Source organism: Kribbella qitaiheensis (assembly GCF_014217565.1).
Classification (GTDB): Bacteria; Actinomycetota; Actinomycetes; order Propionibacteriales; family Kribbellaceae; genus Kribbella; species Kribbella qitaiheensis_A.
This window is the reverse complement of sequence record NZ_CP043661.1, coordinates 2579411-2592802: the sequence shown is the minus strand read 5'-3', so window position 1 is coordinate 2592802 and position 13392 is coordinate 2579411. Positions and strand designations below refer to the sequence as shown.

Here is a 13392-nt window from a genome sequence, read left to right as displayed (position 1 = left end):
CACGGGATGAGGCTGGTTTGCCATTAGACTTGCCGGCATGACCACGCTGGCGTTCGAGCTTGCCACGACCATCCGGCATGACGGCCAGGGCGGCGTCGCGGATCTCCTGGCGACGGATGCCGGGGTGGCCGACTGGCTTCGCGACAACGGGCCGCTGGCGTCCGAAGTACTGGGTCGTTCTTTTGATGCCTCGGCCTTGGCTGTGGATGAGGACCTTCGGCAGGCGCTGGTCGGAGTACGGCGTGCGGTCCGTTCGCTGTTTGCCCGGGCCGTCAGCCCGGCTCCGCCAAGCCGTGCGGATGCGGACCGGCTGCTGGAGCCTGAGGTCGCGCTGGCGGTGCTGAACAAGGCTGCGGACAAGTTGGGCACTGCACAGTTGGAGTGGCCTGCGGATGGCTCGCCTGCAACTGTCTGGTCGGGGCGTTCTTCAGACCCGACCGTGCTGCTGATTGGTGCTGTCGGACGCTCGGGGATCGACTTCTTGATCGGTCCCGATCGAGCCCGGCTGCGCGCCTGCCCGGCGGCTCGCTGCGTGAAGTACTTCCTGCAGGACGATCCCCGCCAGACCTGGTGTTCCCCGTCGTGCGGAAACCGCGAACGGGTCAATCGGCACTACCAGCGCAAACACAGCACGTAACCTGCTCAGCGCGAAGGGTTAGAGCAAGCGTTACAAGCGGGTCCCCCAGAGGATGTCGGCGCGCTACCAGCGCACGGAAATGTCGATGGTGCAGCACCTTCTCGTTGGTCTTCCGACTTTCCAGGGGTAGGACCTGCCATGACTCCTCGTCGCTCCGCTCTGGTTCTGATCGCCACTCTTTTGGTTGCCGTGGGCAATATTAATAGTGCCGAGGCCGCGACCCCGCTGCCGTGCCCGACCGGTATCGCGCACCGGGGCAACGCCACCTACGGCGGCCCGGCCGAGAACAGCCTGAACGCCTTCAAGGCAAGCTTTGCCGCGGGTTCGAAGTGGGTCGAGTCCGACGTGCACTTCACCTCCGACTCGGTGCCGGTCATCATGCACGACGCGACCGTCGACGCGATGACGAACGGCACCGGGGCGATCGCCAAGATGACTGCCGCCAAGTTCCTGGGGCTGACCATGCCGGACGGGCAACATCCGCCGACGCTGGATCAGCTGCTCGCCGTCGTCACCGCGGCGCCTGGGCGCAATCTCCTGCTGGAGGTCAAGGCGGCGGGGATCACCGCTGCGCAGGAGCAGATTCTGCTGACCAAGCTGAGAGGTCTGGAGTCTCGCGTTCATGTGATGGCGTTCGCCAACCGCTTCCCGACCGTCCAGCACCTGAAGGTGGCCGATCCTGCTTTGACGGTGGAGATCCTGGGCTACGACCCGATCGTGCCGGCGCCGGGCGGCGTGGTCAGCGAGAACCTGGAGTACACCTACGTCACGGCGGCGCGGGTCTCGGACCTGCACTACCGAGGCTTCGACGTGAAGGCCTGGGTCGCGAACAGTCCTTCCGCGTGGGCAAACCTGCGGCAGCTAGGCGTCGACGCGATCATCACGAACAAGGTCGCCGACTACCTGCACTGGGCAGCGGCGACCTGCCCGTCCGGTACATCGACGCCTGGCGTTCAGGAGTTCGTTGCCAACAAGAGTGTCGAGACTGATTTGACCGGCTGGGCCGGAAAATGGTCCGCGAGTTCGGTGAACACGCGGGTGTCGGGTGGGTATGACGGCAGTTACGGGGTCCGGTCGGTGAATGGCTCGACGGCGGCCGGCCGGCACGGCTTTACCAGCAAGCCTGAGACTTTGGACGGTACGACGTACGCGAGTGTTGCGGGTAGGGCCTACACGGCCGGTGTCTGGGTCAAACCCGACGTTGCCGGCCAGAAGCTGAACCTTTATGTCCGCGAACGAAACTCCGCCGGCGCCATCGTCGGTTCCAAGACGGCCACGATCACTGCGGCGGCCGGCTGGCAGCGGCTGTCCGTGATCTACAGTTCCGTTGCTACCGGCAACCGGATCGGCCTCACCGTCTGGTCGACCACCTCACCCCCGGGCCAGGGCTTCACCGCAGACTCCCTCAGCTTCACCACACCGAACTAGACCAATCAGGAGACGGGCCCGCAAACGGTGCTTTTGTCCACAGCCCGATCGGTGCTGTGGACAACTTGGCCAGATCTCGTACATCGTGGAATCCCTTGTCCACAAGGGATTCGCGGGTTCGGAAACTGTCGGTGGGCGGGTCTAGTGTTAGCTGTATGGAACTCCTCTTGTCCGCGCGGCCCGCGTGCATGATGAGTGGCGAGGAAGCAGTCGCCGCTCTCGACGCGCTGCATGCCGAGTCCGCGCGCCGGGAGACCTACCGCCTCGAAGTCATCGCCCGACTCGACGAGACCGGCCACACCCAAGAGATCAGCGGCCAAGGCACCACCCGGTTCATCGCGACGCGCCACCGGCTCAACCATCCCGAGGTGAAACGCGACCTCGCCCTAGCCACCGCCCTCACCAAATACCCCGCCGTCACCGCAGCCCTGCCCGACCCGCACACACCCGCCGGTGACGACCCGGCCATCCACTACACCGACGCTTCCGGTAAGACCGACGCTTCCGGCGAGACCGGTGAGACGGGTGACGAGCCGGCCATCCACTACGCCGACGCTTCCGGCGAGACCGGCGAGACCGGCGAGACCGGCGAGACCGGCGAGACCGGCGAGACCGGCGAGACTGGTGAGACCGGCGAGACTGGTGAGACCGGTGGTGACCCGGCCGGCGCCGGCGCCGCGCCAGCCCGGACCGGTCATTCAGCCGACGTCGACGCCGACGGCGACGCCGAGCCCGGCCTGACCGGTGCCCCGGCCGATGAGCCAGCTGACGCCGAACTGCTGGCGGTGTTGCTGCATCCGGCCCAGGCCGAAGCGATCGTGTCCACACTCGAAGCAGTCCCGGCGGCCGCGATGGTGGCGGTGGAGACCTTACGGGTCGCCGAACAGCAGATGGTCGAAGCCGCCCGGCACCTGACGTCATGGGAACTGAAACGACTCGGCAAACAGGTCTGCGAGGTCCTCGACACCGACGGCCCCGAACCGGCCGAAGACGCCGCCGAACGCCGCGAAGCGCTCCACCTCACCAACGCCGACCGTGGCGTGAAATTCTCCGGCTACCTGGCCAACGCCAACGCCGAACTGTTCAAGACTCTCATCGAAGCCGCCGCGAAACCCCGCAAAGTCGACGGTGAACTCGACCCGCGGTCGCGCGACAAACGCCAGGCCGACGCCCTCACCCAGGTGCTGACCGTCGCCGCCGGTACCGGTGACCTTCCCGGCCACGGCGGCGTGAAGCCGCATGTGACCGTCACCATCGACTACACCGACCTGAAACAACAAGGCCGCGACGCGACCGGGAACCTCCAGTTCGGTGACAGCCTGTCCGCGGCAGCGGTCCGCCGCCTGGCCTGCGACGCCGCGATCATCCCGATCGTGCTCGGCTCGGACTCCGAACCCCTCGACGTGGGCCGCGAGGAACGTTTCGTCACCACAGCGATCCGACGCGCCCTGAACAAGCGCGACAAAGGGTGCGTCATCTGCGGAGCGCCACCGCGCTACTGCCACGCCCACCACCTCATCCACTGGATCGACGGCGGCCCCACCTGCCTGGAAAACCTCGCCCTGTTCTGCAGCACCGACCACAAAGCAGTCCACGCCGGCCACTACACCGTCACCATCACCAACGGCACCGTCCACATCACCCGCCCCACCTGGGCTACCCCACCCCGCCACACCAGACCACCCCGCACCTCACCATCACCACCAGCCGACACCGCCGACACACCCCACCGCGACGCCGCGTCACGCCCCACCGAGCACACCACCAACGACCCGTTCAGGCGACAAGACCGTCCTGACCGTCCTGACCGGCCTGACCGTCCCGACCGGCCTGACCGGCCTGACCGGCCGGGACGCCCGGTCCGTGCCTTTCCCCTGGCCAACGACCCGCCACCACCAGCCACCCGACCCCCGGCCGACTACGACCCCTGGGCCCCCGAAACCCTCGACACCGGCTAACCCCGCCCCCCGGGCCGCCACCCCGGGCCCGGCACCGCAACACCCCGCCACCCAGGGCCCGGCACCGCAACACCCCGCCACCCCGGGCCCGGCACCGCAACACCCCGCCACCCTGGGCCCGGCACCGCAACACCCCGCCACCCTGGGCCCGGCACCGCAACACCCCGCCACCCTGGGCCCGGCACCGCAACACCCCGCCACCCTGGGCCCGGCACCGCAACACCCCGCCACCCAGGGCCCGGCACCGCAACACCCCGCCACCCCGGGCCCGGCACCGCAACACCCCGCCACCCCGGGCCCGGCACCGCAACACCCCGCCACCCTGGGCCCGGCACCGCAACACCCCGCCACCCTGGGCCCGGCACCGCAACACCCCGCCACCCTGGGCCCGGCACCGCAACACCCCGCCACCCTGGGCCCGGCACCGCAACACCCCGCCACCCTGGGCCCGGCACCGCAACACCCCGCCACCCTGGGCCCGGTGAGTGTGCCAGTCTGATTTGGCCCCACTTGGGGCGGTAGTGATGGCTTGATTTGGCTCCACCCTCGACCATCCAGTCCTCTACGTTCGTGTCGTCTGCCAAGGCGATCACGAGAGGTGGAGGGGTTGAAGGAGAGATCGAGAGTGGAGCAGTTCGAACGTATCCGACGCGAGCGTCGAGATGAAGGTTTGTCGATCCGGGCACTGGCGCAGCGCCACCAGGTCCATCGGCGCACGGTGCGTCTGGCGTTGGGTGATGCGGTGCCTCCGACGCGGAAATCTCCAGAGCGTGTGGCGCCGGTGCTGGGCCCGCATCTGGCCACGATCGGTGGCTGGCTGACCGCGGACCTGGACGCCCCGAAGAAGCAGCGGCATACCGCTCGCCGGGTCTGGCAGCGGCTGATGGAGGAAGAGGGTGTCGTGGTGGCCGAGTCCAGCGTGCGGGGGTTGGTCGCCCAGCTGAAGACCGAGATCGGTGGGGACCGGGCGCAGGTGATGGTGCCCCAGACTCATGGACCGGCCGAGGAGGCCGAGGTCGACTTCGGGGAGTTCACTGCGGTGATCGCTGGGGTGGTGATGAAGGTGTTCATGTTTTGCCTGCGGCTGTCGCATTCGGGCAAAGCGGTCCATGTTGCCTATGCCAATCAGACCCAGGAATCGTTCCTGGATGGGCATGTGCGTGCGTTCGAGGCGCTGGGTGGGGTACCGACCGGGATGATCCGTTACGACAACCTCAGGCCCGCGGTGATCCGGGTCGCGCTGGGCCGGGAACGGTTCGAGCATCCACGGTTCATCGCGATGCGCTCCCACTACGGCTATGACTCGTTCTTCTGCGCGCCAGGCTTAGAGGGTGCTCATGAGAAGGGCGGTGTCGAGGGCGAGATCGGCCGGTTCCGCCGACGGCACCTCACTCCTGTCCCGCACGTGGCATCGTTGGCCGCGCTGAACCAGGCCCTGGCCGCCGCCGATGCCCGCGACGACGCGCGCCGCATCGGTGCCCGCGCCGAGACCGTGGGAGCGGCCGCGGCCCGTGAACTGGTCTTGCTGAACCCGCTGCCGAGTGAAACCTTCGATGTCTCGGCCCCGCTGTCATGCCGGGTCGACGCCAAAGCACGGGTCTGTGTCCGCCAGTCGTACTACTCGGTCCCGGCCCGGTTCGCTGGTCGCCGGCTCGAGGTTCGTCTCGGCGCCACCGCGGTGATCGTGCTCGACGCAGGCAAGGTGATCGCTGAACATACCCGGTCGCTGCACAAGGGCAGCGAGGATCTCGTTCTGGACCACTATCTGGAAGTCCTCACCCGCAAACCCGGCGCCATGTCCGGGTCCACCGCCTTGGTCACCGCGCGAGCATCCGGGGCGTTCACGGCGGTTCATCAACGGTTCTGGGACGCCGCCCGCAAGCAACACGGCGACGGGCCCGGCACCCGCGCCCTGATCGGGGTGCTGTTGCTCCACCGCACCATGACCGCGACCGTGGTGAGTGCGGGCATCGAAGGCGCGCTGGTGCTCGGAAACTTCGATCCCGACCTGGTCGCGGTCACCGCACGCAGCGCGATGACCTCAGCCGGCGCGACCTCCCCGCCGGTCCCGGTTCCACCCACCGCGTCCCACGCTGCGACGACCCAACGGCCGACGCCATCACTGGCCGACTACGACCAACTACTCCAGAAAGAAACCGCATGAGCCCCGCCACGAAAACCGCGCCAGCCGCCACCCCGACGACCACGGTGACCGCCCTGTCTGACCCCGCCGCCGAGGCCGCGATCCACGCCGCTTGCCGACTACTCGCACTGCCCACCATCCGCGCCGAAGCCATCGCGATGGCCGAGGCCTCAGCCAAGCAACGCCTTACCCACAAGGCATTCCTGGCCGAAATCCTCACCGCGGAATGCGACGAACGCGACGCCCGCCGCCGGATCCGGCGAGTCAACGAGGCCAAGTTCCCCCGCACCAAACGCCTCACCGAGTTCGACCACACCGTGCTGCCCGACCTACCGGCACCGACGCTGGCACACCTGGCCGGCGGCGGCTGGATCGACGCCGGACAACCACTGGTCCTGCTCGGCGACTCCGGCACCGGGAAAACACACCTGCTCATCGCACTCGGCACCGCAGCAGCCGAGCAAGGACGCCGGGTCCGCTACGTGACCACCGCCGCCTTGGTCAACGAGCTCGTCGAAGCCTCAGACGACAAACAGCTGTCCCGCGTCGTGGGCCGCTACGCCCGACTCGACCTGCTCTGCCTCGACGAGATCGGCTACGTCCGCCTCGACCCACGCGGCGCGGAACTGCTCTTCCAGATCATCACCGCCCGCGAAGAACGAGCATCCATCGCCTGCGCATCCAACGCCCCATTCTCCGAATGGGGCGCCACCTTCACCGACCCCCGCCTCGCCGCCGCAGTCGTGGACAGACTCACCTTCAACGCACACATCATCCAGACCGGCACCAAGTCCTACAGACTCAACACCACCCGGCAAACCCGCAGCCGAACCGCCACCAACTAACCCAAGACAACACCACCAAAACAAGCAGGGTGGGGCCAAATCAAAGCATCACAGCGGGGCCAGATGGGGTTGTCATACTCAGCCCGGCACCGCAACACCCCGCCACCCTGGGCCCGGCACCGCAACACCCCGCCACCCCGGGCCCGGCACCGCAACACCCCGCCGCGCCCACCGGTTCGTACTGCCCGGCCCGGGTGCCGAGTTCTCGGGCTGGCCGGAGCGGCGCACGGGCGCACGCGCGCACCGGCGCGCTGGCTGCTGTTTGGCACCGCCCAGTTCATCCAGACAACAGCCACGACGACCACACACAAGTCGCTGCGCGGCCCGCGTGGCGGCCCACCTGAGCCGGCGCCGTCTGCTGCCGTGTCTGGGTGGTGATTGCAGTGCGTCGGCTGTCACCTTGTACGACTGGGTCGGTCGAGGGATACGGAGCTCCCCGGCCGCCGTGCTGTGCTGTGCTGTGCTGTGCTGTGCTGCCTGGGTTGGGTGGCGATGCCGTACCGGTTGTTGGACCAGACAGGCGAGATCGGCATCCGCGCCGCGGTCCTGTGTTGCCGCCAGGTCCTTGTCCCACGCCGCGCTGAGCGGCCACGACCGGGCGACACCAGTACCCCAAGCCGATGCCGGTGCCGGTGCCGGTGGCGGTGGCGGTGCGGTGGCGAGATTCGGCGACCAGTGGCGCCTTCCCCTTCGTCGGCGACCCACCACCGTCTGGGCCGCCGACCGCACGCCCGCCCTTGAACCCCCGCGGGTCTCACAACCTCGACACCGGACACCCCACCTGGGCCTAGGCCGGCCACCGCCTCCTGCTACGTGCCGCTGGCATGTACCGCTGCCACCACCTGCTGCCACCACCTGCTGCCACCACCTGCTGCTGCCACCACCTGCTGCTGGCCACCACCTGCTGCTGGCCACCACCTGCTGCTGGCCACCACCTGCTGCCACCACCTGCTGCTGGCCACCACCTGCTGCTGGCCACCACCTGCTGCCACCACCTGCTGCTGGCCACCACCTGCTGCTGGCCACCACCTGCTGCTGGCCACCACCTGCTGCCACCACCTGCTGCTGGCCACCACCTGCTGCTGGCCACCACCTGCTGCCACCACCTGCTGCCACCACCTGCTGCTGGCCACCACCTGCTGCCACCACCTGCTGCTGGCCACCACCTGCTGCTGGCCACCACCACCTGCTGCTGGCCACCACCTGCTGCTGGCCACCACCTGCTGCCACCACCTGCTGCTGGCCACCACCTGCTGCTGGCCACCACCTGCTGCCACCACCTGCTGCTGGCCACCACCTGCTGCTGGCCACCACCACCTGCTGCTGCCACCTGCTGCCACCACCTGCTGCTGCCACCTGCTGCTGCCACCTGCTGCTGCCACCTGCTGCTGGCCACCACCTGCTGCTGGCCACCACCTGCTGCTGGCCACCACCTGCTGCTGGCCACCACCTGCTGCTGGCCACCACCTGCTGCTGGCCACCACCTGCTGCTGCCACCACCTGCTGCCACCACCTGCTGTCACCACCTGCTGTCACCACCTGCTGCCATGTGCCGCCGCCACGTGGCGGGATCTGGCGTGGCCATCGGGGTGTCCGCAGTCGCGATTTTGCTGTTGTCGCCGGGGTGCCCTGCGCTGTCCCGAGAGGGCCGGCGCGCCAGGAAGCGGGCGGGTGGTCGTCGGAGGTTGGGGCAGAGTGATGCCGAGGGAGCCGGTGTCCGCCAGGGGGAGTTCTGTCGCTGGAGCGGGCCTGCTGTCGCTGGAGCTGGGTTGCGGTCGTGAGCGGGCGACGTGGGAGCGGAATGGGGGACGGCGTACGGGCGGCCACTAGCATTCGGGGATGGCTGTTGCTCGGTTCAAGGATCTTTGTGTGGACGTCAGCTGTCGCAGCGTGATGACCTCGTTCTGGGGGCGGGTGCTGGGGTTGACGTCGCCGGCGGACAACCCGGCGGTGCTGGTGGGGGACAGGCCGGAGAAGACCATCTGGATCAACCAGGTCAGTGAGCCGCGGACGGCCAAGCAGCGGGTGCACCTGGACGTGCACACGGGGGCGATCGACGAGCTGGAGAAGCTCGGCGCGACGGTGCAGAGCCCGATCACCGACGAGAAGCACTGGGCGGTGCTGGGGGATCCCGAGGGCGGTGAGTTCTGCGGGTTCGTGCGCGACAGCGTCCCGGCGTACAGGTTGATGGAGCTGGTGGTCGACTCGGTCGATCCGGAGGCGCAGGCACGCTGGTGGGCGGGCTGGTCGGCGGCGACGTCGCTCACGATCCCGCCGACCCGTGGTACTGGCTGGAGAACGTGCCCGGGCTGCCGTTCCCGTACTGGGTCTTCAATCCGGTGCCGGAGCCGAAGACGGTGAAGAACCGGATCCACTGGGACGTCAGTGCGGACGACCTGCAGCCCGTCCTCGACGCGGGTGCGACACTGCTGCGGCCCAAGGATGACGAGATCGGCTGGTGGGTTTGCGCCGATCCCGAGGGCAACGAGTTCTGTGTTTTCCTGCCACCTGCCGAGGAGTCTGATGGCCAAGCTTGATCTGACCCAGTCCGGACCGGACCTGACCGAGTCGCTGGTCGACATCTCGTCGGTGAGCGGGACCGAGGAGGAACTGGCCGACGCGGTGGAGTCGGCGCTGTCGGCGTACGCGCATCTGACCGTCAGCCGGCACGGCAACACGGTGGTCGCCCGGACGGAGCTCGGCCGCGACGAGCGGATCGTGATCGCCGGCCACCTCGACACCGTGCCGCTGAACGACAACCTGCCGTCGCGGCGCGCGGACGGGCTGATCCACGGTCTCGGCGCCTGCGACATGAAGGGTGGGGTCGCAGTCGGGCTCCGGCTCGCGGCGACGCTGACCGAGCCGGTCCGCGACGTCACCTACGTGTTCTATGACTGCGAGGAGATCGAGGCCGAGCGGAACGGGCTGTTCAAGCTGTCCCAGTCCGACCCCGAACTGCTGCAGGGCGTCTTCGCCGTCGTGATGGAGCCGTCGAACGCGGTGGTCGAGGCCGGCTGCCAGGGCACCATGCGGGCAGAGGTGACGACGCGTGGCGAACGGGCCCACTCGGCTCGCTCGTGGATGGGCAAGAACGCGATCCATGCCGCCGGGGAGATCCTGGCCCGGCTGTCGGCGTACGAGCCGCGCCGGGTGCCGATCGACGGGCTGGAGTACCGCGAAGGCCTGAACGCGGTCGGGATCGGCGGTGGCGTCGCGGGCAACGTCGTACCGGATCTGTGCACGGTGACGGTCAACTACCGGTTCGCGCCGAGCCGGTCGGAGGCGGAGGCCGAGGCGCATGTCCGCGAGGTGTTCGACGGGTTCGAGGTCGCGATCACGGATTCGGCGCCGGGTGGGCTGCCGGGGCTCGAGCGACCGGCCGCGGCGGCGTTCCTGGCGGCTGTCGGTGGCGAACCGCAGCCGAAGTTCGGCTGGACCGACGTGGCGCGGTTCACGCTGCTCGGCGTACCGGCGGTGAACTACGGGCCGGGGGACCCGCTGCTGGCGCACAAGCAGGAGGAATACGTGCCGGAGGCGGAGATCGAGCAGTGTGAACAGCGGCTGAGGAGCTGGTTGACAGCGGAATAGAACCGGCTGCACAGCCGGTTGGACGCGGCCGTACTGCGGGTCGCGGGTGGGCCGCCGCACTAATCTTGGGGCATGGCAGAACCATCTATCCACCCGGACCGCCCGCAGTCGCAGCAGCGCGGGCCCGTGGTGATGCGGCGTAACCAGGTACAGCAGTCGACCTCCGAGCAGCGCCTGCTCGACAGCCGTGGACCGTCGGACTGGGTGCACACCGACCCCTGGCGAGTGCTGCGGATCCAGTCGGAGTTCATCGAGGGCTTCGGCATGCTCGCCGAGCTCGGTGCTGCCATCAGCGTCTTCGGCTCGGCGCGGACGAAGCCGAACGATCCGATGTACGCCGCCGCGGAGCGGTTCGGGCACAAGCTGGTCGAGGCCGGCTACGCCGTGATCACCGGCGGCGGCCCGGGCGTGATGGAGGCGGCGAACAAGGGCGCCTCCGAGGCGGGCGGGGTGTCGGTCGGGCTCGGCATCGAGCTCCCGTTCGAGAGCGGCCTGAACGAGTGGGTCGACATCGGGATGAACTTCCGCTATTTCTTCACCCGCAAGACGATGTTCGTGAAGTACGCGCAGGGGTTCGTGGTGATGCCGGGTGGGTTCGGCACGCTGGACGAGCTGTTCGAGGCGCTCACGCTGGCCCAGACGCGCAAGGTGACGTCGTTCCCGGTGGTGCTGTTCGGGTCGTCGTACTGGAGCGGGCTGGCCGACTGGCTGCGCGAGACGATGCTTGCCGACGGCAAGATCTCGGCGGCCGACCTGGAGATGTTCGTGATCACCGACGACGTCGACGAGGCGATCAGCTACATCGTCAAGTCCGGCGAGCTGGCCGACGCCGCTGCCCAGGCGGCGGCCGAGGCGGCGGCCAATGACGTCGCCGAGGCGGACAGCCCGGAGGCTCGCGAGCGGCGCGAGGCGCACCGGCTGGGTTCGGACGGCCAGTGATTCGGTTGAAACCCGGAGCGGTTGTGCGTTGAAGTACTTCGGCATGGCACGATCGGTCCCGTGATGTGGTTCTTCGCCTTGATAGTCGTGGTCCTGATCGGGGCCGTCGCCGTCGTCGCTTCCGGGCGCTGGGGCGCTATGAGCACGGCGTACGACGACCGGCCGGACATGTCCGTGCCGGCCCGGCAAGCGCTCACCTCGGACGACATCGAGACCGCCCGCTTCGGCGTCGGTCTCCGCGGCTACCGGATGGACGAGGTCGACACCCTCCTCGAGCGGGTCGCCCGCGAGGTCGCCGAACGCGACCGCCGGATCGCCGACCTCGAGCGAGCCATCACCCCGATCCTCCACGGACCCGAGGGCGCCGGCTTCGCCTCCCGCGACCCCTACGCCACCGAAGACTTCGACGACACCGGCTACCAACTCCCCATCCTGGTAGGCGGCAACTTCCCCGAACCAGGCCCTGCCCCCGCTCCCCAGCCGGCAGCCGAGCTTGTGGCGCAGCAGCCACCCGAGCCCACGCCAGCAGCCGAGCCCACGCCAGCAGCCGAGCCCGCGCCGGCAGCCGAGCCCGAGACATCGCAGGCAGTCGACCCCGCGATGCCGCAGGCGACCGAGCCCGCGCGATCAGCCGAGGCAGCCGCGCCGCGAGCAGCCGAGCCCGTGCAATCAGCCGAGGCAGCCGAGCCCGGGGCTCACCAGGTACCTGAGGCGCACACCCCGCAGGTACCTGAGACCGCTGCGCAGCAGTCAGCCGAGCTTGCGGCTCAGCAAGTACCTGGAGGCGCGGCGCTGCAGGCAGCTGAGCCGGCGGCGCGGCAGGCAGCCGAGGCCGACGCCCCGCAGGCGCCCCAAGCCCCGGTCCAGCAAGCAGCAGCACCGGAGCCACAGCAGTCGCCCCAAGCCCAGGTGTGGCAAGCAGCCGCACCGGAGCCACAGCAGTCGCCCCAAGCCCAGGTGTGGCAAGCAGCCGAACCGGAGCAACAGCAGTCGCCCCAGGCCGAGGTGTGGCAAGCAGAACCAGAGTCACCGCAGGTGCCCCAGGCACAGTCAGCTGAGCCTGAGGTCCTGCAGACAGCTGAGACCGATACGCCGCAGGCGCCGCTGCTCGCCAACCAGGAGCCAACGGGAGCCGCTCACCCCGAGCCGCACCCCAAGGTGTCAGCGCTCTCGCCTGCCGAGCAGGACTCACCGCCGGCGGCTCAGCCCACCCAGCAGCCCAGCGTGCAGCAGGAACCGTCGAGCGAGGCGCTTTCCGCGCTGGAGGCCCCGCTTCCGCCGGTCCCGCCGGAGCCTGTGCTGCAGGCACAGGACAGCGCCGCGCCTTGGTTCCAGGAGCCGTCCGCGCCATCGCCCCAGCCGCACGCCGCACAACACCCGCCCGCACCTCAGCAAACCGAGCCCGTGCAACCTGCAGTTGAGCAACCTGACTCGGCGCAACCCGTAGCACAAGAGCAGCCCGCGCAACCCGCTGCGCAGCAGCAGGCCGAGTTGCCCGTAGTACAGGAGCAGGCCGAGCGGTCCGACGTGCAGGAGCAGGCCGAGCGGTCCGACGTGCAGGAGCAGGCCGAGCGGTCCGACGTGCAGGAGCAGGCCGAGCGGTCCGACGTGCAGGAGCAGGCCGGGCAGGGTGTTGTGCCCGGGCAACCGGCGGCGCCGCAGCCGAGCGGGCAGCTGTGGGCTGATCCTGGGGCGGCGGCCGTGCAGTCGGCTAACGGGCAGCAGGAGGGGCAGGTGCCCTCCTGGAACCAGCAGGACAGTGAGAACGGGCAAGCGGAAGACCAGGCTCCTCGTGGGCGGCACAGTGCCGCGCCTGATGCGAACGCCATTCAGCGCCCGAACTGATCCCTGACC

11 protein-coding genes are annotated in these 13392 nt (G+C 69.0%); 10 read left to right on the top strand and 1 reads right to left on the bottom strand.

Annotated features, from left to right (window positions below; genetic code table 11):
• Positions 1 to 37: 37 nt before the first annotated feature.
• The 5 genes from F1D05_RS11865 to istB all read left to right on the top strand — a co-directional run bounded on the left by F1D05_RS11865 (position 38) and on the right by istB (position 7011).
• Complete coding sequence (locus F1D05_RS11865; RefSeq protein WP_185447603.1) at positions 38 to 637, top strand: CGNR zinc finger domain-containing protein; 600 nt, start codon at positions 38 to 40, stop codon at positions 635 to 637.
• A gap of 138 nt (positions 638 to 775) precedes the next feature.
• On the top strand, positions 776 to 2065 hold the full coding sequence (locus tag F1D05_RS11860) for a glycerophosphodiester phosphodiesterase family protein (RefSeq protein WP_185447602.1): 1290 nt from the start codon (positions 776 to 778) through the stop codon (positions 2063 to 2065).
• Between the two features lie 155 nt (positions 2066 to 2220).
• Positions 2221 to 4023, top strand: coding sequence for an HNH endonuclease signature motif containing protein (locus tag F1D05_RS11855; RefSeq protein WP_246486615.1), 1803 nt, complete (start codon positions 2221 to 2223; stop codon positions 4021 to 4023).
• 607 nt (positions 4024 to 4630) lie between these two features.
• Complete coding sequence (gene istA, locus F1D05_RS11850) at positions 4631 to 6187, top strand: IS21 family transposase (RefSeq protein ID WP_185442125.1); 1557 nt, start codon at positions 4631 to 4633, stop codon at positions 6185 to 6187.
• Positions 6184 to 7011: an IS21-like element helper ATPase IstB gene (gene istB / locus F1D05_RS11845; RefSeq protein WP_185442126.1), complete on the top strand. Its 828-nt coding sequence runs from the start codon at positions 6184 to 6186 to the stop codon at positions 7009 to 7011. Before istA ends, istB begins: the two co-directional genes overlap by 4 nt.
• Positions 7012 to 7820: 809 nt before the next feature.
• Here the strand turns inward: istB and F1D05_RS38805 are convergent.
• Entirely contained in the window at positions 7821 to 8537 is a 717-nt protein-coding gene (locus F1D05_RS38805) for a hypothetical protein (protein ID WP_206686177.1), read from the bottom strand.
• 343 nt (positions 8538 to 8880) lie between these two features.
• Here F1D05_RS38805 and F1D05_RS11835 point away from each other — a divergent pair, with 343 nt between their 5' ends.
• From F1D05_RS11835 to F1D05_RS11820, 5 genes are all read left to right on the top strand, one after another.
• Complete coding sequence (locus F1D05_RS11835; protein WP_246486614.1) at positions 8881 to 9372, top strand: VOC family protein; 492 nt, start codon at positions 8881 to 8883, stop codon at positions 9370 to 9372.
• Positions 9312 to 9548, top strand: a complete 237-nt coding sequence (locus tag F1D05_RS40065) for a VOC family protein (protein WP_343066587.1) — start codon at positions 9312 to 9314, stop codon at positions 9546 to 9548. Before F1D05_RS11835 ends, F1D05_RS40065 begins: the two co-directional genes overlap by 61 nt.
• Positions 9535 to 10599 carry a succinyl-diaminopimelate desuccinylase gene (gene dapE / locus F1D05_RS11830; RefSeq protein WP_185447600.1) on the top strand — a complete coding sequence of 355 codons (1065 nt, stop codon included), beginning with the start codon at positions 9535 to 9537 and terminating at the stop codon, positions 10597 to 10599. Before F1D05_RS40065 ends, dapE begins: the two co-directional genes overlap by 14 nt.
• Positions 10600 to 10671: 72 nt before the next feature.
• A complete protein-coding gene (locus F1D05_RS11825; protein ID WP_185447598.1) occupies positions 10672 to 11538 on the top strand; it encodes a TIGR00730 family Rossman fold protein in 867 nt (288 codons plus the stop codon).
• A 63-nt stretch (positions 11539 to 11601) separates the two neighbouring features.
• Complete coding sequence (locus F1D05_RS11820) at positions 11602 to 13383, top strand: DivIVA domain-containing protein (RefSeq protein WP_281388975.1); 1782 nt, start codon at positions 11602 to 11604, stop codon at positions 13381 to 13383.
• Positions 13384 to 13392 lie beyond the last annotated feature (9 nt).

Bases quoted from the DNA above. Each gene is read 5' to 3' on its own strand.
- F1D05_RS11865 (WP_185447603.1), top strand. From the start codon at position 38: ATGACCACGCTGGCGTTCGAGCTTGCCACGACCATCCGGCATGACGGC.
- F1D05_RS11860 (WP_185447602.1), top strand. From the start codon at position 776: ATGACTCCTCGTCGCTCCGCTCTGGTTCTGATCGCCACTCTTTTGGTT.
- F1D05_RS11855 (WP_246486615.1), top strand. From the start codon at position 2,221: ATGGAACTCCTCTTGTCCGCGCGGCCCGCGTGCATGATGAGTGGCGAG.
- istB (WP_185442126.1), top strand. From the start codon at position 6,184: ATGAGCCCCGCCACGAAAACCGCGCCAGCCGCCACCCCGACGACCACG.
- dapE (WP_185447600.1), top strand. From the start codon at position 9,535: ATGGCCAAGCTTGATCTGACCCAGTCCGGACCGGACCTGACCGAGTCG.
- F1D05_RS11825 (WP_185447598.1), top strand. From the start codon at position 10,672: ATGGCAGAACCATCTATCCACCCGGACCGCCCGCAGTCGCAGCAGCGC.
- F1D05_RS11820 (WP_281388975.1), top strand. From the start codon at position 11,602: ATGTGGTTCTTCGCCTTGATAGTCGTGGTCCTGATCGGGGCCGTCGCC.